Annotated in this window: 3 protein-coding genes; all 3 read right to left on the reverse strand. The window is 74.7% G+C overall.

Annotated elements, in window-relative coordinates; translation table 11 throughout:
- Nucleotides 1-19 precede the first annotated feature (19 nt).
- From AB0C21_RS30375 to AB0C21_RS30385, 3 genes are read right to left on the reverse strand one after another with little or no spacing between them, the layout of a single operon-like run.
- Nucleotides 20-3925, reverse strand: a complete 3906-nt coding sequence (locus AB0C21_RS30375) for an amino acid adenylation domain-containing protein (protein ID WP_500208808.1) — start codon at nt 3923-3925, stop codon at nt 20-22.
- Entirely contained in the window at nt 3922-11628 is a 7707-nt protein-coding gene (locus AB0C21_RS30380; protein WP_500208809.1) for an amino acid adenylation domain-containing protein, read from the reverse strand. Before AB0C21_RS30380 ends, AB0C21_RS30375 begins: the two co-directional genes overlap by 4 nt.
- Complete coding sequence (locus tag AB0C21_RS30385; RefSeq protein WP_500208810.1) at nt 11610-24293, reverse strand: amino acid adenylation domain-containing protein; 12684 nt, start codon at nt 24291-24293, stop codon at nt 11610-11612. Before AB0C21_RS30385 ends, AB0C21_RS30380 begins: the two co-directional genes overlap by 19 nt.
- Nucleotides 24294-24575: the final 282 nt, after the last annotated feature.

The following is a 24575-nucleotide window of genomic DNA, read 5'->3' on the forward strand; positions in this document are numbered from 1 at the left end:
TTTCCGTGGCTATGCGGTCTCAGTGGCTCGTGTGCAGTTTGTCGAGCTTGGCGGCCAGCACGGCGCCCATCTCGGCGGCCGGGCCCGGCTCCATGAGCAGGTGGTGGTCGACGTCGAGGGGGTAGTCCTCGATCTCGCCCTCGACGAGCGGCCCCCAGTTGGAGCGGCCGGTCGGCGAGTCCTCGGTGCGGCCGCGCAGCGCGGTGAAGAAGACGATGTCGCCCCGGTACCGCCCGGGCTCGTACTCCTCGGCCTGGCGGAGCCCGTTCTCGTAGTTGCGGTAGACGTTGACGAGGTCGTCCTCGCCGAGGGTGGCGAGCGCGTCGTCGCGTTCGGCGAGCACCGCCATGATCTGCGCCATGTCGGGGTTGCCGTCCTCGGCGACCATGCGGGCGTCGACGCCGATCGCCTCCAGCAGCTCGGGGAGGACCTCGCGGCGCTCCGACTCGAGGTCCTGGCCGTGGTAGGCGTCGATGAGGGCGAGCAGGGCGACCCGCTCCCCCGCGGCCTGGAGCCGCAGGGCCATCTCGTAGGCGACGAGCCCGCCGAGCGACCAGCCCGCGAGGTGGTAGGGGCCGGACGGCTGGACGGTCCGGATCTGGGCGAGGTAGTCGTCGGCCATCTCCGCGACGGACTCCGGCAGCGCGGAGCGGGTGAACGCGCGGGCCTGGAGCCCGTAGATCGGCTGGTCCGGGCCGAGGTGCCGCTGGAACTGCAGGTAGCCCCAGGCCAGCCCGCCGGCGGGGTGGACGAAGAACAGCGGCGGCCGGGTGCCCGACGTCCGGATGGGCAGCAGCACCTCGAAGCCGAGCCGGTCCTCGGGGTCGCCGACCCTGGTCATCGCCTCGACGGTCTGGTGGGTGAACACGTCGCGGGGGGTGAGCTCGACGCCGGCCTGCCGGGCCCGGGTGGCGAGCTTGAGCGCGGCGATGCTGTCGCCGCCGAGGTCGAAGAAGCTGACGTCGGCGCCGACGCGGTCGAGGCCGAGGACGTCCGCGACGATTCCGCAGAGGCGCTCCTCGTCGGGGGTGCGGGGGTCGCGGCCCGCGGCGGCCTCGCCGTAGTCGGGGGCGGGGAGGGCGCGCCGGTCGAGCTTGCCGTTCGGCCCGACGGGGAACGTGCCGAGCAGGACGAACGCGGCGGGCACCATGTACTCGGGCAGCCGCTCCCTGACGAACTCGCGGAGGCCGTGGCCGGCCGCGGGGAGGTCCGGCGCGATGACGTAGGCGACGAGCGTCTTGGTGCCGGGGGTGTCCTCGCGGGCGACGACGGCGACGTTCGCGACCGCGGGGTGCGCGGCCACCGCGGCCTCGATCTCGCCGAGCTCGATCCGGAACCCGCGGACCTTGACCTGGAAGTCGGCGCGGTCGAGGTATTCGAGGGTGCCGTCCGGCCGCCACCGGACGAGGTCGCCCGTGCGGTACATGCGGTCGCCGGGCGCGCCGAACGGGTCGGCGACGTACCGCTCGGCGGTGAGCGCGGGCCGCCGCAGGTAGCCGCGGCCGAGCCCGGCGCCCGCGATGTAGGCCTCGCCGGCGGCGCCGGGCGGGACGGGCCGCAGCGCCTGGTCCAGCACGTACACGCGCATGTCGTCGATGGGGCGGCCCAGCACGGCGGAGGTCTCGGCGGGGTCGGCGAGCGGGGCCCGCTGCCCGGCGATGGTGGTGTAGGTGGTGGCCTCGGTGGGCCCGTACACGTTGCCGACCTCGGTGTCCGGGCAGGCGGCGAGCACCTTGCGGATCGCGGCCGGGGCGCCGGCCTCCCCGCCGGTGAGGACCTCGCGGAGCCGCGCGAACGCCCGCGGCCGCTCGTCGGCGACGAGGTTGAACAGCGTCGTGGTGAGGAACAGGCCGGTCAGGTCCTCGGCGGCGATGATCTCTTCGAGGGCCTCGCCGTTCAGGTGGCCGGGCGGCGCGACGACGGCCGTCCCGCCGTGCAGCAGCGGCGTCCACAGCTCGTAGAGCGACGCGTCGAAGGCGTGCGGGGAGTGGACGAGGACCCGGTCGTGCGCCCCGCCCCTGAGCCGTCCGTCGGTGGCGAGGTCGACCGCGTCGCGGTGCCGCAGCATGACGCCCTTCGGCACGCCCGTGGAGCCGGAGGTGAACAGCACGCAGGCGAGCTGCTCGGGGTGGCAGGGAACGGCCGGGTCGGTCGCGGGCTGCGTGGCGAGCCCGGGGTCGTCGTCCACGTCGAGGATCCGCGCGGAGGTGTCGAGGCCGGCGACGCGGTCGCGCATCGGCGCGTTGACGACGAGCACGGGCGCGGCGACCTCCGCGACCGCCCACGCCATCCGCTCGGGCGGGTAGCCGTGGTGGATGGGCGCGTACGCCCCGCCCGCCTTGAGGATCGCCAGCGACACCACGGGGATGTCGGCGGACCGTTCGAGGAGCACCGCGACGGGGGTGTCCCGGCGGACCCCGAGGCCGATGAGCCGGTGCGCGAGCCGGTTCGCGCGGGCGTCGAGTCCGGCGTAGGTCAGCGACTCCCCCGCGGCCCGGACGGCGACGGCGTCCGGGGTCCTGTCCCGCTGCTCGGCGAAGCGGGCGGTGAGGGTCTGCGGGCGGCGGGCGGTCACCGGGCCCTGCCAGGTCTCCAGGACGCGGGCGCGCTCCTCGTCGTCCAGGACTGCGATGCGGCCGAGCGGCAGGTCGGGGCGGTGGGCGACGGCCTCCAGGACGCGGACGAGGCGGCGCATCAGGCGGGCGGCGTCGTCCCCGGTGAACAGGTCGGTGCGGTGGTCGATGCGCAGCGACAGGCCGCGCCCCGGGACGGCGGCGAACGTGAGCGGGTAGTGGGAGGCGTCGTAGCCGTCGACGTCGTGGAGGGTGAGGCCGCCGAGGTCGGTGCCGGCGGCGTCCGGGTCGAACGGGTAGTTCTCCAGGACGGTCATGGTGTCGAACAGCGTCCCGGCGCCGGTGAGGCGCTGGATGTCGGACAGGCCGAGGTGGTGGTGCGGCATCAGCGCGGCCTGCTCGTCCTGGAGCCGTGTCAGGGCCTCGGCGACCGTGTCGGCCGGGCGGACGCGGACGCGGATCGGCAGCGTGTTGATGAACAGGCCGATCATCTGCTCGACGCCGGGCAGCTCCGGGGGCCGGCCGGAGACCGCGGCGCCGAACACCACGTCGGCCGAGCCGGTGAGGCTGCCGAGCAGCGTGCCCCACGCCAGTTGCAGGACGGTGTTGAGGGTGACGCCCTGGGCGCGGGCGCGCGCGCCGAGCGCGGAGGTGAGGTCCTCGGTGAGGCGGGTCCGGACGCGTCCGGGGGTGTCGGCGCCGGGCTCGGGCGCGCCCGGGGCGACGAGGGTGGGCTCGTGGACGCCGTCCAGGGAGCGGCGCCAGGCGTCCTCGGCGGCGGTGCGGTCCTGCGCGGCGAGCCAGGCCAGGTAGTTCTTGTAGGGGGCGACGCGCGGCATGCCGGTGTCGTCGCCCTTGGCGAGGTAGAGCGCGAACAGTTCGGTCTGCAGGACGGGCGTGGACCAGCCGTCCAGCAGGATGTGGTGGTTGGTGAACACCATGCGGTGCAGGCCGTCCGCCAGCCTGATCAGCAGGAAGCGCAGCAGCGGCGGCTTCGCCATGTCGAACGGCCGGGCGCGTTCGGCGTCCGCCAGCTCCCGCGCCCTGGCCTCGCGCTCGGCCTCGGGCAGGGCGGACAGGTCCTCGTCCCGCCACGGGAGCTTCACCGCGCGGTGCACGACCTGGACGGGCGAGCCCTCCTTGCGCTGCCGGAACCCGGCGCGCAGGTTGGCGTGGCGGCGCAGGAGGGTCGCGGCGGCGGCGCGGAGGGCGCCGGTGTCGAGCGGGCCGCGCAGGTCGAACACGATCTGCGCGGTGTAGACGTCGCGGCCCGAGTCGTAGAGGGCGTGGAAGAACAGGCCCTGCTGTAGCGGGGACAGCGGGAGGATGTCCTCAAGCTGCGACTTGCTCAATCCAGCTCCCATTCGCCGTCGAGCTCGGCGGCGAGCTCGTCGATCTCCTCCTGGCTGACGTCCACCAGGGACAGGTCGGACGGGGTGAACCCGCCCACGGGCCCGTCCGCGGCGCCGTCCACGACGTGCGCGACGAGGCCGCGCAGGGCCGCGAACCAGCGCTCGGCGAGGTCCTCGACGGCGGCGGCGTCGAACAGGCCGCCCGCCCACGTCCAGGTCGCGGACAGCTCGGGACCGCCCGGCAGGTCGCGGGTGTGCGCGTTGACCTCGATGGCGTGGACGAGGCCGAGCGCGCCGTCCTGCCCGGCGCCGAGGGCGTCGCTGTCCGCCTGGTCCGCGGGCCCCCAGTCGGTGGCCTCGGGCGCGGCGGAGCGGCCGAGGTAGTTGAACGCGATCTGGGGGTGGCCGCCTGCGCGGACGACGGGGTTGAGGTAGCGGAGCAGGCCGTACCCGATGCCGTTGTCCGGGATCTCGCGCAGCTGCTCCTTGACCCGCTTGAGGGCGGTGCCGACCGCCTGGCCGCCCTCGCGGACGTCGGCGGGCGACAGCCGTCCCGGGTCGAGCCGCACCGGATGGATCGAGGTGAACCATCCCGCGGTGCGGGACAGGTCGACGCCCGGGACGATCTCCTCGCGCCCGTGCCCTTCGAGGTCGACGAGGACGGCCGTCTCGTCGCGGGCGCCGCGCTCGCCCCGCCATTCGGCGACGGCGATGGCGAGTCCGGTGAGCAGCACGTCGTTGACCCGGCCGTGGAACGCGGCCGGGACCTCGGTGAGCAGCGGCTCGGTCACGTCGGCGGGCAGGTCGAGGGTGAGGTGCCCCGCCGTCGCGAACGTATCGGTCTCCGGGTCCAGCGGGCGGGAGCCGAGCGCCGGGTCGGGGGTGGCGAGGATGTCGTCCCAGAGCGGCAGCTCCGCGGTCCGGGCGGGGTCGGACGCCTCCGCGGCGAGGCGCTGCGCCCAGCGGCGGAACGAGGTCGGGACGGGGTCGAGATCGCCCCCGGCCCAGGCCGTGACCAGGTCGGGCAGGAGGATCCGCCAGGTGACGCCGTCCACGACCAGGTGGTGGAGGGTGAGCAGGAGGCGCCCGGACGCGGCGGGGCCCGCGTCGAACCAGACGAGCCGCGCCATCGTCCCGGCGGCCGGGTCGAGGCCGAGGCGGGCGGTCTCGGCCTCGGCGGCGAGGACGGCGCGCAGGTCGTCGGGGCCGAGGCCGGAGACGTCCACGCGGCGCACGAGGGGCGCGGCGTCGACGGTGCCCGGCTCGGTCACCTCGAACTCGGCGCCGGCCACGCGGAGGCGGAGCATGTCGTGGTGGTCGAGGAGGTTCTGGAGCGCGGCGGTGAGCCGCTCCGTGCCGAGGTCCGGCGGGACCTGGAGCAGCATCCGCTGGCTGTAGCCGCCGACGGGGCCGCGCAGTTCCTGGAACCAGCGCATGATCGGGGTGGGCGGGACGCGGCCGATGCCCGCTCCCGGCGCCTCGGTCTCGACCTCTTCGCCTTCGCCGACCGGCCTGGCGGTCGCGGCGAGCTCTTCGACGGTCTGGTGCTGGAAGACCTCGCGGGGGGTGATGACCAGGCCGGACTGGCGGGCTCGGGAGACGAGCTGGATGGCGATGATGGAGTCGCCGCCCAGGTCGAAGAAGCCGTCGTCGATCCCGACCCGCTCCAGGCCGAGAACCTCGGCGAACAGGCGCGCCAGCGTCTCCTCCTCCGGCGTCCGGGGCGCACGGGACGATACCTTCGCCGAGAAGTCCGGCGCGGGCAGCGCCTTGCGGTCCAGCTTGCCGTTCGAGGTCAGCGGCAGCGCGTCCAGCTCCACGACGGCGGCCGGGACCATGTGGTCGGGCAGGGCCTTCGCGGCGAAGCGGCGCAGCTCGGCGGAGTCGGTGCCAGACGCGACGACGTAGGCGATGAGGCGGTCGTCCCGGACGACCACCGCGGCGTCGCGGACGTCCTCGTGCCGGGTCAGGACGGCCTGGATCTCGCCCGGCTCGATCCGGAAGCCGCGCAGCTGCACCTGCTGGTCGCCGCGGCCGAGGTATTCGAGGGTCCCGTCCGGGCGCCAGCGGCCGAGGTCGCCGGTGCGGTACATGCGGGTGCCGGGCTCGCCGTGCGGGTCGGCGACGAACCGCTCGGCCGACAGGGCAGGGCGGTTGAGGTAGCCGCGCGCCAGCCCGGGCCCCGCGACGTACAGCTCGCCCAGGACGCCGGGCGGGACGGGCTGGAGCCGGCCGTCGAGGACGTAGACGCGCAGGTCGGGGATGCCGGCGCCGATGGTGCTCCCCGGCGCCGTGGCCGCCTGGACCCGGTCGAGGGCGAGGTACGAGACGTGCACGGTCGTCTCGGTGATCCCGTACATGTTGACCAGGACGGGGGCGTTCTCGTCGTGCCGGGAGTACCAGTCCTCCAGCCGGCCGAGGTCGAGCGCCTCACCGCCGAAGACGACATAGCGCAGCGCCAGGTCCGCGCCCGGGTTCTGCCGGTCGGCCGCCATCAGCTGGTAGAAGGCCGACGGGGTCTGGTTGAGGACGGTGACCTTCTCGGCGGCGAGCAGAGCAAGGAAGTCGTCCGGGGAGCGGGACGTCAGGTAGGGGACGACGACGAGCCTGCCCCCGTACAGCAGCGAACCCCACAGCTCCCACACCGAGAAGTCGAAGGCATAGGAGTGGAACAGCGTCCACACGTCCTCCGGCCCGAAGTCGAACCACTCCTCGGTCGAACGCAGCAACCGCACCACGTTCTGATGCGGGACCACCACACCCTTCGGACGCCCCGTCGAACCCGACGTGTAGATGACGTAGGCGGGGTGGTCCGGCGAGATCGCGACACCGAGGTCCGTGCCCGGAAGGCCGGGGTCGTCCAGGCCTTCGAGATCCTCCGGGCGCAGGGTCAGGACAGGGCGGGCGTCCTCGACCATGTAGGCGATCCGGTCTTCGGGGTAGTCCGGGTCGATCGGCACATACGCCGCGCCCGCCTTCAACACCCCGAGAATCGCCACCACCAGCTCCGCCGAACGCGGCAGAGCCAAAGCCACGAACTGCTCAGGACCCACACCCCGCTCGACCAGCCGCCGAGCCAGACGATTCGCCCGCGCGTTCACCTCGCCATACGTCCACGACACACCCTCGAACGACACCGCCACGGCACCCGGACGCGCCGCAGCCTGCGCCTCGAACAGCGCCGGGATGGTCGTGCGCGGGACGTCGCCGCCCTTGCCACCGGCCCAGCGGCGCAGCAGGGTGCGCCGCTCGCCGCGGTCGAGGATCTCGGCGGTGGTGATGGGCGCGTCGGGATCGGCGACGAGTTCCCGGACGAGGCGCTCGAACCGGCGGGCGACGGCCTGGGCGGTGGCGGGGTCGAAGAGGTCGAGGGCGTATTCGAGCCCGGCCTCGATGCCGCCGGGGGCGCCGTCGTCGCCGTGCCGCTCCTCCAGGTAGAGGGACAGGTCGTACTTCGCGGCGCCCGCCGCGAGGGGCTCGGCGCCGCCGGTCAGGCCGTCCAGTTCGAGTCGCGCCTCGGGGTTGTTCTGGAACGACAGGACGACCTGGAACAGCGGGTGCCGCGCCATCGACCGCGCCGGGTTGAGCACCTCCACGAGCCGCTCGAACGGCAGGTCCTGGTGGGCGTAGGCGGCGAGGTCGGTCTCCTTCACCCGCCCGACCAGCTCACGGAACGACGGATCGCCCGAGGTGTCGGTGCGCAGGACGAGCATGTTCACGAACATGCCGACCAGATCGTCCAGCGCCTCGTCGGTCCGCCCCGCGATCGGCGAACCGATCGGCACGTCCGTCCCCGCGCCCAGCCGCGTCAGCAGCGCCGCGAACGCGGCCTGCATGACCATGAAGAGGCTCGCGCCGCTCTGCCGGGCGAGGGCGAGGAGCTCGGCGTGGAGTCCGGCGTCCAGCTCGAACGCGTGCGTCCCGCCCCGGTAGGACGCCTGCGCCGGACGCGGCCGGTCCGCGGGCAGCGGCAACTCCTCCGGCAACCCCGCCAGCGCCTCACGCCAGTACGCGATCTGCCGGGAGATCAGGCTCTCCGGATCGTCCTCCGAACCGAACAGCTCCCGCTGCCACAGCGTGTAGTCCGCGTACTGGACGGGCAGCGGCGCCCACTGCGGCTCGCGGCCCTCCGCGCGGGCCGCGTAGGCGAGGATCACGTCGCGGGCGAGCGGCGCCATCGACCAGCCGTCCGCCGCGATGTGGTGCAGGACGAGCATGAGGACGTGCGCGCCGTCGCCGAGCGCGAACAGGCGGGCCCGCAGCGGCGGCTCCACCGACAGGTCGAAGCCCTGCCCGACCGTCGCGGCCAGCGCCGCCGGCAGCGCGCTCTCGTCCACCTCCGCGACGTCGAGGCGGGGGCGGGCGTCGGCCGGGCCGAGGACGAGCTGCCGCGCGGTCCCGGACCGGTCCGGGAAGATCGTGCGGAGCGGCTCGTGGCGCGCCGCGACGTCGGCCAGCGCGGCGCGCAGCGCGGCCAGGTCGAGGGCGCCTTCCAGGCGCAGCGCGATCGGCATGTTGAACGTCGCGGGCGCGCCCTCGAACCGGTTGAGGAACCAGAGCCGCTGCTGCGCGTACGACAGCGGGACGACGTCCGGGCGCTCGGCCCGCACCAGCGGCGGGCGGACGTCCCCGCCGGCCTCGGCGAGCCGTTCGGCGAGGCCCGCGGCGGTCGGCGCCTCGAACAGCGCCCGGACGGGCAGCTCGGCGCCGAGCGCGGACCGGATCCTGCTGACCAGGCGGGTCGCGGTGAGCGAGTCGCCGCCGAGGTCGAAGAAGCCGTCGTCCACGCCGACCCTCGGCACGCCGAGGACCTCGGCGAACAGCCCGCAGAGGATCTCCTCCTGCGGCGAGCGCGGGGCGCGGCCGGTGTCGGCGCCGGTGTCGGGCGCGGGCAGCGCGGCCCGGTCGAGCTTGCCGTTCACGGTGAGCGGCAGCGCGTCGAGGACGGTGAGGGAGGGGACCATGTAGTCCGGCAGCCGCTCGGCGGCGTACCGCCGGACGGCGGCGGCGTCGACGTCCGGACCGACGAGGTAGGCGGCGAGGCGGCGGTCGCCGGGCCGGTCCTCGCGGACGACGACGGCGGCGCGCGCGACGCCCGGGCATCCGCCGAGCACGTTCTCGATCTCACCGGGCTCCACCCGGAAGCCGCGGATCTTGACCTGGTCGTCGGCGCGGCCGAGGTACTCGACCGTCCCGTCCGGCCGCCACCGGGCGAGGTCGCCGGTGCGGTACATGCGCTCGCCGGGCGCGCCGAACGGGTCCGCGACGAACCGCTCGGCGGTCAGCCCCGGCCGGTCGTGGTACCCGCGCGCGAGCTGGACGCCCGCGAGGTACAGCTCGCCGGGGACGCCGGCCGGGACGGGCTGGAGCGCGCGGTCCAGCACGTAGGCGCGGGTGCCCCGGTAGGGGGAGCCGACGGTCGGGCGCTCGCTGCGCGCCACGACGGCGTTCATGGTGTCGATCGTCGACTCGGTGGGCCCGTAGAAGTTCCGCGCGGTGAGGCCGGGGACCGCGCGCAGCTCCGCCCACAGGCTCTCGCTGACCGCCTCACCGCCCAGGAGGAGCTGAGAGGGCGTGTGCCTGCCGTCGGCGTCCAGCAGCCCGGCCTCGCGGAGCGAGGTGAAGTGCGACGGGGTGGTGTTCACCAGGTCGATCCGCGCACGCGCCACGTAGGCGGTGTAGGCCTCGACGTCGCGGCGGGTCTCGTCGTCGATGAGGTGCAGCTCGTGGCCGTACATCATCCAGAGCAGGCCCATCCAGGACGTGTCGAACGAGAAGGACGCCAGGTGGGCGAACCGCATCCGGCGGCCCCCGGCGGCCTCGATCGCCGGGTCGAAGAACGCGTCCCGGTGCGCCTCGAAGTAGTTCAGCACGCCCACGTGCGGGACGGTCACGCCCTTCGGGCGCCCGGTCGATCCGGAGGTGTAGATGACGTAGGCGGCGTTGTCCGGCCGCAGGCTCCGGACCCGCTCCGCGTCGGAGGGGTCGTGGGAGGGCCGTCCGGCCGCGTCGGGGAGGCCGTCGGCGGTGATGACCAGTGCCGGGCGGCAGTCCTCCAGCGTGGAGGCGATGCGGTCGGCCGGGTACTCGGGGTCGATCGGGACGTAGGCGGCGCCGGCCTTCAGCACGCCGAGGATCGCGACGACGATCTCCGGGGTGCGCGGCAGGACGAGGGCGACGCGGTCCTCGGGTCCGATCCCCCGCGCGATCAGCTCGTGGGCGAGGCGGTTGGCGCGGGCGTTCAGGTCGGCGTAGGTCAGCCGGTCGCCGCCGCAGACGAGGGCGGTGCCGTCCGGGGTGCGCGCGGCCCGGGCCTCGAAGAGCGCCGGGAGGGTGCTGGACGGGACGTCGGCGGCCGTGTCGTTCCAGGCCGCCAGGGCCGCCCGCTCCGCGTCGTCCGCGAGGTCGACCGCGCCGATCGCCTGGTCGGCGTCCGCGGCGAACGCCTCCAGGAAGCGGCGGACCCGGGCGAGCAGCGCCTCGACGGCGGGCGCCTCGAACACGTCGGGCCGGTAGTGCAGGCGGAGCGAGAGGCTCTCGCCGGGGACGGCGACGAACGACAGGGGGAAGTGGGTGGCGTCGTAGGAGTCGACCCCGGTGATGCGGACGCCGTTGAGGGAGCCGTCCATGGAGGACGGGTCGAACGGGTAGTTCTCCAGCACCGTCATCGTGTCGAACAGCGCGCCGCCGTGGCCCGCCGCCCGGTGGATGTCGGTGAGGCCGAGGTGGTGGTGGGCGAGGAGTTCGGTCTGCTCGTCCTGGAGCCGCTCCATCAGCGCGCCGAGCGGCTCGTCCAGCCGGTACCGGACGCGGACGGGCAGCGTGTTGATGAACAGCCCGATCATCTGCTCGATGCCCGGCAGCTCGGGAGGACGGCCGGACACGGTCGCGCCGAACACCACGTCGTCCCTGCCGAGGAACCGGCCGAGGACGAGGCCCCAGGCGCCCTGCAGGACGGTGCTCAGCGTGACGCCGTGCCGGCGGGCGGCGCGGGTGAGGCGGCGGGTGGTGCGCTCGTCCAGCCCGGTGATGGTGCGCTCGGGGGGTTCGGGGGCGCGGGCGGCGGCCGCGGGGGCGACGAGGCTGGGCTCCCCGGCGCCGTCCAGGGCGCGGCGCCAGGCGTCCTCGGCGGCGGCGCGGTCCTGCTGGGAGAGCCAGGCCAGGTAGTTCTTGTACGGGGTGACGCGCGGCATGCCCGCGTCGTGGCCGCCCTGCATGTACAGCAGGAACAGCTCGGTCGCCAGGATCGGCGTGGACCAGCCGTCCAGCAGGATGTGGTGGTTGGTGAAGACCAGGCGGTGCCGCTCCGGGCCCGTCCGGACGAGGACGAACCGCAGCAGCGGCGGCGCGGTCATGTCGAAGCCGCGCGCCCGCTCGCGCAGCACGACGGCGTCGGCCTCGGCGCCGGTGGCGGTGACCTCCTCCCACGGCAGCTCGACGGTGCGCGGCACGACCTGCACGGGCCGCGACAGGTCCTCGTGCCAGAACGCGGCGCGCAGGTTGGGGTGGCGGCGCAGCAGCGTCTCGGCGGCGGTCCGCAGCGCGGCGGTGTCGAGGGGCCCCTCCAGGTCCAGCACGAACTGGGCCGTGTAGACGTCGCCGTCGGCGGCGTCGAAGAGGGCGTGGAAGAAGAAGCCCTGCTGCAGCGGCGACAGCGGCAGGATGTCCTCGAGGTCGCCCCGGTTCACTTCTTCTGCCTCCACGCGGTCTGCAACTTGTCGATCTCGCCCTGGTCCAGGTCCACCAGCAGGTCGGACGGGGTGAACCCGCCCGCCGCGCCGGCGGCGACCTCCGCGGCGAGGCCGCGCAGCGCCGCGAACCAGCCCTCGGCGAGCTCCCGGACGTCGGCGGGGTCGAGCAGCCCGCCGGGCCACGTCCAGGTCGCCGACAGCACCGGGCCCGCGGGCAGGTCCCGGGTGAGGGCGTTGATCTCCAGGGCGTGCGCCATCGGCATGCGGGGGTCCTCCCCGGCGGGCAGGTCCTCCGGCGCGAGCGTCCAGTCGCCGCCCTCGTCCCCGGCCGCGACCCGGCCGAGGTAGTTGAACGCGATCTGCGCGCCCGGGACGCCGGCGAGCTCCTCGTCGCCGTCCACATGGCGCAGCAGCCCGTAGCCGAGGACGTCCGGGACGGCGCGCAGCTGCTCCTTCACCTTCTTGACGGCCGCGCCGCCGGCCGCGCCGCCCGCGTCCAGCCGGACGGGGTGGATCGAGGTGAACCAGCCGGCCGTGCGCGAGACGTCCACGCCGGGCACGGAGTCCTCGCGGCCGTGGCCCTCCAGGTCGACCAGCACGCCGGTGCCGCGCCCGCCGCGGCGCCGGCGCCACTGGGCGACGGCGACGGCGAGGCCGGTGAGCAGCACGTCGTTGGCGCGCCCGTGGAACGCGGCGGGCACGTCGGTGAGCAGCGGCCCGGTGACGTCGGCGGGCAGGTCGAGGGTGAGCGAGCGGGCGCGGGCGGCGATGTCGGCGCGCGGGTCGAGCGGGCGGTCCGCGAGCTTCTGCGGCGGGCCGTCGACGATGTCGAGCCAGTCCTCCAGGTCCTGCTCGCCCCGCTCGGCGGCGGTGAGCTTCTGCGCCCAGCGGCGGAAGGACGTCCCGACCGGCTGGAGCTCTCCCCCGGCCCAGGCCGTGACGAGGTCGGGGAGCAGGATCCGCCAGGTGACGCCGTCCACGACCAGGTGGTGGAGGACGACGAGGAGGCGCCCCTGCTCGCGGCCCGCGTCGAACCAGACGAGCTGCGCGACGGTCCCGGCGGCCGGGTCGAGGCGGTCGCGGGCGGCGGCGGCCTGCTCGGTGATGACGGCCTGGGCCTTGTCGCCGTCCAGGCCCGCGATGTCGACGCGGGTGACGAGGTCGGTGGCGTCGACCGCGCCCTGCGGGCGGACGACCGGCTGCCAGCGGCCGCCGTCCACGTCCAGGCGAAGGCGCAGCACGTCGTGGTGGTCGATGAGGGTCCGGAGCGCGGCGGTGAGCCGCTCCGCGCCGAGCTCGGGCGGGGTGCGCAGCAGCATCGCCTGGTGGAAGCCGCTGATCAGCGACGCGTCGCCGTCCACCCGGTCGCGCAGCCACGCGATGATCGGGGTGATCGGGACGGGCCCGACCCCGGCGCCCGGCGCCTCGGTCTCGACCTCTTCGCCTTCGCCGACCGGCCTGGCGGTCGCGGCGAGCTCTTCGACGGTCTGGTGCTGGAAGACCTCGCGGGGGGTGATGACCAGGCCGGACTGGCGGGCTCGGGAGACGAGCTGGATGGCGATGATGGAGTCGCCGCCCAGGTCGAAGAACCCGTCGTCGATCCCCACCCGCTCCAGGCCGAGGACCTCGGCGAACAGGCGCGCCAGCGTCTCCTCCTCGGGCGTCCGGGGCGCACGGGACGACACCTTGGCCGAGAAGTCCGGCGCGGGCAGCGCCTTGCGGTCCAGCTTGCCGTTCGAGGTCAGCGGCAGCGCGTCCAGCTCCACGACCACGGCCGGGACCATGTAGTCCGGCAGCTCCCGGCCGACGAACCGGCGCAGCTCGGCGGTGTCGACTCCGCTGCCGGCCACGTAGGCGACGAGGCGGTCGTCCCGGACGATGACGGCGGCGTCGGAGACCTCGCCGTGCCGCACCAGCGCCGACTCGATCTCGCCGAGTTCGATCCGGAAGCCGCGCAGCTGCACCTGCTGGTCGCTGCGGCCGAGGTACTCCAGACGGCCGCCGGCCAGCCAACGGCCCACGTCGCCCGTCCGGTACATGCGGGTGCCGGGCTCGCCGTGCGGGTCGGCGACGAACCGCTCGGCCGACAGGCCGGGACGGTTGAGGTAGCCGCGCGCCAGCCCGGGACCCGCCACGTACAGCTCGCCGATGACGCCGGGCGCGACCGGCTGGAGACGGTCGTCCAGCACGTAGACGCGCAGGTCGGGGATGCCCACGCCGATGACGCTGCCGGGTGCGGCCTCCGCGTAGGCCCGGTCCAGCGCCACGTACGAGACGTGGACCGTGGTCTCGGTGATCCCGTACATGTTGACCAGGACGGGGGCGTTCTCGTCGTGCCGGGAGTACCAGTCCTCCAGCCGGCCGAGGTCGAGCGCCTCACCGCCGAAGACGACATAGCGCAGCGCCAGGTCGGCGCCCGGGTTCTGCCGGTCGGCCGCCATCAGCTGGTAGAAGGCCGACGGGGTCTGGTTGAGGACGGTCACCCGCTCCCGCTCCAGGAGGGCGAGGAAGTCGTCGGGCGAACGCGAGGTCAGGTAGGGGACGACGACGAGCCTGCCCCCGTACAGCAGCGAACCCCACAGCTCCCACACCGAGAAGTCGAAGGCATAGGAGTGGAACAGCGTCCACACGTCCTCCGGCCCGAAGTCGAACCACTCCTCGGTCGAACGCAGCAACCGCACCACGTTCTGATGCGGAATCACCACACCCTTCGGACGCCCCGTCGAACCCGACGTGTAGATCACGTACGCCGGATGGTCGGGGTCGATGGAGACACCGAGGTTCGTGTCGTCGTACCCGGCCGCGTCCAGATCGGCCAGATCCTCCGGACGCAGGGTCAGGACAGGGCGGGCGTCCTCGACCATGTACGCGATCCGGTCTTCGGGGTAGTCCGGGTCGATCGGCACATACGCCGCGCCCGCCTTCAACACCCCGAGGATCGCCACCACCAGCTCCGCCGAACGCGGCAGAGCCAAAGCCACGAACTGCTCAGGACCCACACCCCGCTCGACCAGCCGCCGAGCCAGCCGATTCGCCCGCGCGTTCACCTCGCCATACGTCCACGACACACCCTCGAACGACACCGCCACGGCACCCGGACGCGCCGCAGCCTGCGCCTCGAACAGCGCCGGGATCGTGGTCCACTCCGCGGAGTGCGCGGAGCCGCCCGCCCACTCGCCGAGGAGGAGCGAACGCTCCTCCGGCGCGAGGACGCCGGCGGCCCCGATGGGGGCGTCGGGGTCGGCGAGCAGCGCCGCGAGGTACCGCTCGAACCGCTCGACCAGGCCGCGCGCGGTGGACGGGTCGTAGAGGTCGAGCGCGTACTCCAGCTCGCCGTCGAGGCCGTCCGCCCGCTCGGTGAGGATCATCAGCAGGTCGAACCGGGAGACCCCGGCGGTGAGCGGCTCCAGCTCGGCGCTGAACCCCGGCATCTCCAGCCGGGCCTCCGGGTTGTTCTGGAACGTCAGCCCGACCTGGAACAGCGGGTGGCGCGCCAGGTGGCGGGGCGGGTTGAGCACCTCCACGAGCCGCTCGAACGGGACGTCCTGGTGGGCGTAGGCGGCGAGGTCGGTCTCCTTCACCCGCCCGACCAGCTCACGGAACGACGGATCGCCCGAGGTGTCGGTGCGGAACACGAGCATGTTCACGAACATGCCGACCAGATCGTCCAGCGCCTCGTCGGTCCGCCCCGCGATCGGCGAACCGATCGGCACGTCCGTCCCCGCGCCCAGCCGCGTCAGCAGCGCCGCGAACGCGGCCTGGGCGACCATGAACGGGCTGGCGCCGGTCTCCTGGGCGATCTTCTGCAGGCCGGCGCGGACCCCGGAGCCGAGGCGGAACCGGGCCGTCCCGCCCCGGTAGGACGCCTGCGCCGGGCGCGGCCGGTCCGCGGGCAGCGGCAACTCCTCCGGCAACCCCGCCAGCGCCTCACGCCAGTAGGCGATCTGCCGGGAGATCAGGCTCTCCGGATCGTCCTCCGAACCGAACAGCTCCCGCTGCCACAGCGTGTAGTCCGCGTACTGGACGGGCAGCGGCGCCCAGTCGGGGGCGGTGCCGCCGGCCCGTGCCGCGTAGGCGGTGATGAAGTCGCGGGCCAGCGGCGCCATCGACCAGCCGTCGCCGCCGACGTGGTGCATGAGCAGCAGCGCGACGTGCTCCTGCGGCCCGACCCGGAACAGGTGGGTGCGCAGCGGCGGCTCGGCGGAGATGTCGAAGGCGTAGCCGGCGGCCATGGCGAGCCGCGTCGGCAGCTCCGCCTCGGTGGTCTCGGTGACCTCCAGCTCGGGCCGGGCCGCGGCGGCGTCCAGGATGAGCTGGCGCGGCACTCCCCCGCTGTCCGGCAGGACCGTGCGGAGCGACTCGTGCCGCTCGACGAGGTCGCCGACGGCGGCGCGGAGCGCGTCGACGTCCAGCGGGCCGCGGATGCGCAGCGCGGTCGGCATGTTGTAGGTGGCCGACGGACCCTCGAAGCGGTTGAGGAACCAGTGCCGCTGCTGCGCGTAGGACGGCGGGAGCACGGCCGGGCGCTCGCGCGGCTCCAGCGCCGGGCGGACGGGCGCGCCGCCGTCGCCGAGCAGCGCGGCGAGGCGCGCGACGGTCGGCGCCTCGAACAGCGCCCGGACGGGCAGCTCGGCGTCGAGGGCGCGGCGGACCCGGCTCACGACCCGCATCGCGATGAGCGAGTTGCCGCCGAGCGCGAAGAAGTCGTCGTCGGCGCCGACCCGGTCCACGCCGAGCAGGTCGGCGAAGACGGCGGCGACGGCCTCCTCCGCCTCCCCGGACGGGGCGCGGTAGGCGGTCGCCGGGGTGATCGCCAGGTCCGGCTTCGGCAGCGCCTTCGTGTCGACCTTGCCGTTCGGGGTGAGCGGCATCTCGTCCAGGACGACGACGGCGGCGGGCACCATCGACTCCGGCAGGCTCTCGCGGATGTGGGCGCGCAGCTCCTCGGGGTCGAGGGTCTCGCCGGGCGCGGCGACGACGTAGGCGACGAGGCGCTTCTCGACCGGCGCCTCCGCCGCACGCGGCGCCTCCGGGAGGTCCCGCGGGGCGCCGGGAAGGTCGAGGGCGCCGACGGTGACGGCGCCGGCGGAGCCGACGGCCGCCTCCAGGGTCCGCCGGTACCAGCCGGCGAGCCGCTCGGCGGTCTCGCGGTCGAACAGGTCGAGGGCGTATTCGAGGGTCCCGGCGTACCCGCCCGCGCCGTCGCGGGCGTCCTCCAGCAGGAACTCCAGGTCGAACTTGGCGACCCCGGCGTCCACCGGCTCGACGGCGACGGTCAGGCCCGGCAGCTCGACCGACGCCTCCGGGTTGTTCTGCAGGGTCAGCATGACCTGGAACAGCGGGTGCCGCGCCAGCGACCGCGCCGGGTTGAGCACCTCCACCAGCCGCTCGAACGGGACGTCCTGGTGGGCGTAGGCGGCGAGGTCGGTCTCCCGGACGCGGGCGAGCAGCTCGGCGAGCGACGGGTCGCCGGAGGTGTCGGTCCGCAGCACCAGCGTGTTGACGAAGACGCCGACGAGGTCGTCCAGGGCCTCGTCGGTGCGGCCCGCGACGGGCGAGCCGATCGGCACGTCCGTCCCGGCGCCGAGGCGCGTGAGCAGCGCGGCGAGCGCGGCCTGCAGCACCATGAACACGCTGACCTGGTGGTCGCGGGCGAGGGCGCGCAGCCCGTCCGCCAGCTCCGCCGGGACCTCGAAGGCGACCTGCCCGCCCCGGTAGGACGCGCGGTCCGGGCGGGGGCGGTCGTGCGGCAGCCTGATCTGGTCGGGCAGCCCGGCGAGGGCGTCCTTCCAGTAGGCGATCTGGCGGGCGGCGAGGCTCGCCGGGTCGCGCTCGTCGCCGAGCAGCTCGCGCTGCCAGAGCACGTAGTCGGCGTACTGGACGGGCAGCGGCTCCCACTCGGGGGCCTCGCCGCCGCGCCGGGCCAGGTAGGCGGTGATCACGTCGCGGGCGAGCGGCGCCATCGACCAGCCGTCCCCGGCGATGTGGTGCAGGACGATGAGCAGCAGGTGCTCGTCCGCGCCGAGCCGGTAGAGGTGGGCCCGCACCGGCAGCTCGTTCGCCAGGTCGAAGCCGCGCGTGGCGTCCGCGAAGAGGGCGGCGTGCAGGTCGGCGGGCTCGCCGACGGTCAGGCACGGCTCGGTTTCGTCCGGGGCGAGGACGACCTGGTGGGGCTCGCCGTCGGCGTCGGCGAACAGCGTGCGCAGCGGCTCGTGGCGGGCGACGACGTCGCGCAGCGCGTCCCGCATCGCGCCGGGGTCGACCGCGCCGGTGAGGCGCAGCGGGATCGGCATGTTGTAGGTGGCGGTGAGCCCTTCGAGCCGGTTCAGGAACCAGAGCCGCTCCTGCGCGTAGGACACCGGCAGCGGCGCCGGGCGCTCGGCCGCCCGCAGCGCGGGCCGCTCCGCGTCCCCGGCGGAGGCGATGTACTCGGCCAGGCCCGCGACGGTCGGGGCCTCGAACAGCGCCCGGACCGGCAGCTCCACCCGCAGCGCGGCGCGGGCGCGGGCGACGACGCGGGTCGCCTTGAGGGAGTCGCCGCCGTGGTCGAAGAACCCGTCGTCGACGCCGACCCTGTCCAGGCCGAGGACGTCGGCGAAGATCCCGCAGAGGATCTCCTCGCGGGCGTCGCGGGGGCCGCGGGCGGTGAGCGACGCGGCGAAGTCCGGCTCGGGGAGCGCGGCGCGGTCGAGCTTGCCGTTCGGGGTGAGCGGCATCTCCTCCAGCACGACGATCGCCGACGGCACCATGTAGTCCGGCAGCGTCCCGGCGACGAAGGCGCGCAGCTCGGCCGGGTCCGCGGAGCCGACGACGTACCCGGCGAGGACGGTGTCGCCGACCGCGTCGCGGCGCGCGACCACGACGCTCTGCGTCACCGCGGGGTGCGCGGACAGCGCCGTCTCGATCTCGCCCGGCTCGATCCGGAACCCGCGCACCTTCACCTGGTGGTCGAGGCGGCCGAGGTACTCGATGTGGCCGGCGCGGTTCCAGCGGACGAGGTCGCCCGTGCGGTACATGCGCTCGCCCGGCCCGCCGAACGGGCACGCGACGAACCGGTCCGCGGTCAGGCCGGGGCGGCGCAGGTAGCCGCGCGCGAGGCCGTCGCCCGCGAGGTACAGCTCGCCGGGCACGCCGACCGGGACCGGGCCGAGCCGGTCGTCCAGCACGTAGGCGCGGGTGTTGGCCATCGGGCGGCCGATCGGCGCGAGGCCCTCGGTGTTGCCGTCGTCGTACCACCCGGTGACGAAGATCGTCGCCTCGGTGGGGCCGTAGATGTTGGAGATCCGCGCGTCCGGCAGCAGCGCCCGGACGTCCCGGACGAGCTGCGGCGGCAGCGCCTCGCCGCCGAGCGCCACGTCCCCGGCCTCCAGCCGCAGGCCGCCGCGCGCCAGCAGCGCCGACACCGCGGACGGCACGCCGCTGACGAGCGTCCCGGACCAGCCGCCGCGCTCGGCGACCTCCAGCAGGTCGCGCACGACCTCGATCTCGCCGCCGACGGTGAGCGGCACCAGCCACTCGAACACCGACACGTCGAAGTTCAGCGACGTGGAGAACAGCACGCGCGCCATCCGGGCGGGCCCGTAGCTCGCCGTCGACTCGGCGCAGAAGTCCACGACGTTGGCGTGGGAGATCACGACGCCCTTGGGGCGCCCGGTCGACCCGGACGTGTAGATGACGTACGCCGGGTTCGCCGGGCGCAGCGGCCGGACGCGCTCGGCGTCGGTGACGTCGTCGCCGCGCAGGCCATCCAGGGAGAGCGAGTCGAGTTCCACGCGGGGGGCGCCCGCGGGCAGGTCCGCGTCCCGCGTCGTGATGACGCAGGCCGGGGCGGCGTCCTCCAGCATGTAGGCGACGCGGTCGCTCGGGTAGGCCAGGTCGATCGGCTGGTACCCGGCGCCCGCCTTGAGCACGGCCAGCGCCGCGACGACCAGGTTCTCGTCGCGCGGCAGGGCCAGCGCGACGAAGTCCTCGGCGCCGACCCCGCGGCCGATGAGGTGGCGGGCGAGGCGGTTCGCGCGGGCGTTCAGCTCGGCGTAGGTGAGCCGCGTCCCGCCGGCGACCACGGCGGCGGCGTCTGGCGTCCGCGCCGCCTGCGCCTCGACCAGCTCGGGGACGACGGCCGGGGCGACCGGCAGGGCCGTGTCGTTCCAGCGGTGCAGGAGCGTGTCGCGCTCGGCGTCGTCCAGCAGGTCGACGGCGCTGAGCGGCAGGGACGGGTCGGCGGCGACCTGCGCCAGCAGCCGCTCCAGCCGGGCCGCCATCGCCGCGGCGGTCCCGGGGTCGAACAGGTCGAGCGCGTACTCCAGCCTGCAGTCGATCCCGGCCGGGGCGCCGGACGCGTCCCGCGTCTCGTCCACCAGGAGCGCGAGGTCGAAGCGGGACACGCCCGGGTCGACCGGCTCCAGCGCGACCGTCAGGCCGGGCAGCTCGACCCGCGCGGACGGGTTGTTCTGGATCGAGATCATCGCCTGGAACAGCGGGTGCCGCGCCATCGACCGCTGCGGGTTCAGCACCTCGACGAGCCGCTCGAACGGGACGTCCTGGTGGGCGAACGCGGCGAGGTCGGCCTCGCGGACGCGGGCCAGCAGCTCGGCGAACGTCGGGTCCCCGGAGGTGTCGGTGCGCAGGACGAGCGTGTTGACGAACACGCCGACCAGGTCGTTCAGGGCCTCGTCGGCGCGCCCGGCGACCGGCGAGCCGATCGGCACGTCCGTCCCGGCGCCGAGCCGGGTGAAAAGGCCGGCGAGCGCGGCCTGCAGCACCATGAACAGGCTGGCGCGGTGGTCGCGGCCGAGCGCGGCGAGGGCCTCGTGCAGTGCGGGCGGCAGCGTGAACGGGTGCTGGGCGCCCCGGTAGGTGGCGCGCGGCGGGCGCGGCCGGTCGGCGGGCAGCGCCAGCTCCTCGGGCAGTCCCGCGAGGGCCTCGCGCCAGTAGGCGAGCTGCGTGCTGATCACGCTGCCCGGGTCGTCCTCGTCGCCGAGGACGTCCCGCTGCCAGAGGGCGTAGTCGGCGTACTGGACCGGCAGCGGCTCCCAGCGCGGCTCGCCCCCGGCGGCGCGGGCCGCGTAGGCGGTGATGAGGTCGGCGGCGAGCGGCTCCATCGACCAGCCGTCCCCGGCGATGTGGTGCATCACCAGCAGCAGCAGGTGGTCGTCCTCGGCGACGCGGAACACGTGCGCGCGGACGGGCGGCTCGGCGGCCAGGTCGAATCCGCGCGTCGCGGCCTCGAACACCGCGGCGTGGAGCCCGTCCGGCGAGACCTCTCCCTGTGGGGGGACGACCCCCCACTCCCCCCGGAGGGGGGAGAGATCGGTGAACTCCGGTTCGGCCTCGATCTGCTCCGGAGCGAGGATGCGCTGGTAAGGCTCGCCCTCGACCTGCACGAACACCGTGCGGAGCGCCTCGTGGCGCGCCATCATGTCGCGCATCGCGGCGCGGACGGCGGCGAGGTCCAGCTCGCCGGTCAGCCGCAGCGGGATCGGGATGTGGTAGGTCGCGTTCGGGCCTTCGAGGTCGTGGATGAACCACAGGCGCCGCTGCGCGTACGACACGGGCACGAGGGCGGGGCGCTCGGCCGGGACGAGCCTGGGGCGCGCGTCCCCGTCGGCCTCCTTGAGCAGGGCGGCGAGCGCGGCGACGGTCGGCGCCTCGAACAGCGCGCGGACGCCAAGGTCGGCGTCCAGCGCGGCGCGGGCCCGCGACACCACCCGGGTCGCCTTGAGGGAGTCGCCGCCGAGGTCGAAGAAGTTGTCGTCGATCCCCACCCGTTCCACGCCGAGGACCTCGGCGAACACGGCGCACAGCGTCTCCTCGCGGGCGTCGCGCGGCTCCCGGCCGCCCGCCGGCGCGGTGAGGTCCGGCGCGGGCAGGGCGGCCCGGTCGAGCTTGCCGTTGGGGTTCAGCGGCATCTCGTCCAGGACGACGATCGCCGAGGGGACCATGTACTCGGGCAGCACGGCGGCCGCGGACCGCCGGAGCTCGGCGGGGTCGGCCCCGTCCGACACGACGTAGGCGACGAGGACGGTGTCGCCCGCGTTGTCGCGGCGCGCGACGACCACGCTCTGCGTCACGGCCGGGTGCGCGGACAGCGCCGTCTCGATCTCGCCCGGCTCGATCCGGAACCCGCGCACCTTCACCTGGTGGTCGAGGCGGCCGAGGTACTCGATGTGGCCGGCGGCGTTCCAGCGGACGAGGTCGCCCGTCCGGTACATGCGCCCGCCCGGCGCACCGAAGGGGCAGGCGACGAACCGGTCGGCGCTCAGGCCGGGGCGGCGCAGGTAGCCGCGCGCGAGGCCGTCGCCCGCGAGGTACAGCTCGCCGGGCACGCCCACCGGCACCGGCCGCAGCGACGCGTCCAGCACATAGGCGCGGGTGTTGGCGATCGGCCCGCCGATCGGGGCGTGACCCGCGGCGTTGCCGTCGTCGAACCAGGCCGCCGCGTAGACGGTCGCCTCGGTGGGGCCGTAGATGTTGGAGATCCGCGCGTCCGGCAGGAGGGCCCGCAGGTCCTGGACGAGCCGCGCCGGGAGCGCCTCCCCCGCGAGCACCACGTCCCCGGCCCGGAGGTCGAGGGCGCCGGTGGCCAGCAGGGCGGACATCGCGGACGGGACGCCGCTGATCAGCGTCCCCCGCCAGCCGCCGCGCTCGGCGACCTCCAGCAGGTCGCGGACGACCTCGATGTGGCCGCCCACCGTGAGCGGGGTCAGCCACTCGAAGACCGACACGTCGAAGTTGAGGGACGTGGAGAACAGCACGCGGGCGAGCCGCTCCGGGCCGAAGTCCTTCCCCGCCCAGGCGCACAGGTCGACGGCGTTGGCGTGGGAGACGACGACGCCCTTCGGACGTCCCGTCGAGCCCGAGGTGTAGATGACGTAGGCCGCGTTGCCCGGGCGGAGCGGCCGGACGCGGTCGGCGTCGGACGGGCTCGCCGCCGGGTGGCCCGCGAGGTCGAGGGCGTCCAGCAGGACGCGCGGGGTCGTGCCCGGCAGGTCGGCGCCGGACGTCGTGATGACGCAGGCCGGGGCGGCGTCCTCCAGCATGTAGGCGATGCGGTCGGCCGGGTAGGCCAGGTCGATCGGCTGGTAGGCGGCGCCCGCCTTCAGCACGGCCAGCGCCGCGACGACCAGGTCCTCGTCGCGCGGCAGGGCCAGCGCGACGAAGTCCTCCGCGCCGACGCCGCGGGCGATCAGGTGGTGGGCGAGGCGGTTGGCGCGCTCGTCCAGCTCCCGGTAGGTGAGGGTCGTGCCGCCGCGGGTGACGGCCGGGGCGTCCGGCGTGCGGGCGGCCTGCGCCTCGAACAGCTCGGGGACGACGGCCGGCTCGACGGGCGCCGCCGTGTCGTTCCACTCGTCCAGCACGCGGGCCCGCTCCGCGTCGTCGAGCAGCTCGACCTCGCGGAGCGGCGTGGCCGGGTCGACGTCGGCGAGCGCGCCCAGGAACCGGATGTACCGGTCCAGGTGCGTGGCCACCTGGTCCTCGGCGTACAGGTCCGGGTGCGCCTCGAAGTCGACGCGCATGCCGGCGCCGTCGAAGTTGTCGTAGATGTTGATCGACAGGTCGTCGATCGGGCCGGTGGTGAGCGCGTGCATCCGCGCCGGCAGGCCCGCGAAGTCCAGCCGGTAGTCGAACGCCATGATGTTGATGACCGGGCCGTAGAGGCGGCGGCGCTCGCCGAGCAGCTTCAGGTCGCGCAGCAGGTCCTCGCGCCGGTAGTGCTGGTGGCGCAGCGCCCGCGCGCTCGCCCGCGTCGCCGCGCGGACCAGCTCGTCCACCGTCATGTCGGGGCGGACCTGGACGCGCAGCGGCAGGATGGTCGCCAGCATCGCCGGGGTGTCCAGCGCGATCTGCGTCGTGCGGCCGGAGACGGCGAGGCCGAGGACGACGTCCTCGGTGCCCGTCATCCGCGCCACGTACGCGGCCGTCGCCGCGATCGCCAGCCCCTGCGTCGCGGTGCGGAGCCGCCGCGCGCCGGCCGCCAGCTCGGCCGTCCGCTCCGGCGGGACGACCGAGACGAGGCTCAGGTAGTCGGCGGTCGGCTCGGCCATCTCGTCCGACAGCGACACCGCGACCGGCCGGTCGGCGAACCGCTCGGTCCAGTAGGCGCGGTCCCGCTCGAACTTCTCCGACGCCCGGTAGGCCTCCTCCTCGGCGAGGACCCTGCGGTAGTCGCCGAGCTCCGCGGGGACGTACTCGCCGCCGTTCGCCAGCGCCGTGTAGATCTCCGCGGCGCGGCGGCTGATGAGCGACCCGCTGTAGGCGTCCTGGATCGCGTGGTGCGCGCGGATGAACCAGCGGTGCAGGCCGGGGGCCAGCCGCAGCAGGGCCGTCACGTACAGCCGCTCGGCGTCCAGCGGCAGCGGCGCCGCCATCGCCTCCCGCATCCACGCCCGCGCGGCGGCGTCCGGGTCGGGCTCGCCGGACAGGTCCACGAACGGGATCGAGCCGGTCGCGTCCGGGTCGAGGATCTGGTGCGGGACGCCGTCCCGCTCGTCCAGCCGGGCGTTCAGCGCCGGCGACTCGTGGGCCGCGATGCGCGCCACCCGGTCGAACAGCTCGGGGTCGACCGGGCCCTCGATCTCGATGTACTGCGCGATGTGGATCGGCGTCCGCGGCGCCAGCTGCTGCGCGTACCAGACGCTCTGCTGAGCGGCCGAAAGAGGAACGTACTCGGTGGACATCAAGCGGTGCTTTCCCGGTCGCAGGGGGTTTTCTTTACGCCCGGTTTCGGGCCCGGCAACGCGCCGGCGGGCAGAAATTCATAGAGAATGACCACAGAACTGATCGGGTTTCCCCGTCCCCTTTCACCCCGAGTTCCCTCCGGGGCACGCGATCGCCCGCGCGATCCCGGAGTCAACGCCCTGTGTTCCGGCCAATACGGAGCGCCGCCGCTTTGCGCTCTTGCCCGTCTTCCGCCCGCGTCCCACGATCTACTCAGGAGTAGCGGGGTCACAGTCAACCAG

The organism is Spirillospora sp. NPDC049024, assembly GCF_040649235.1.
In the GTDB taxonomy this organism is placed as follows: Bacteria; Actinomycetota; Actinomycetes; order Streptosporangiales; family Streptosporangiaceae; genus Spirillospora.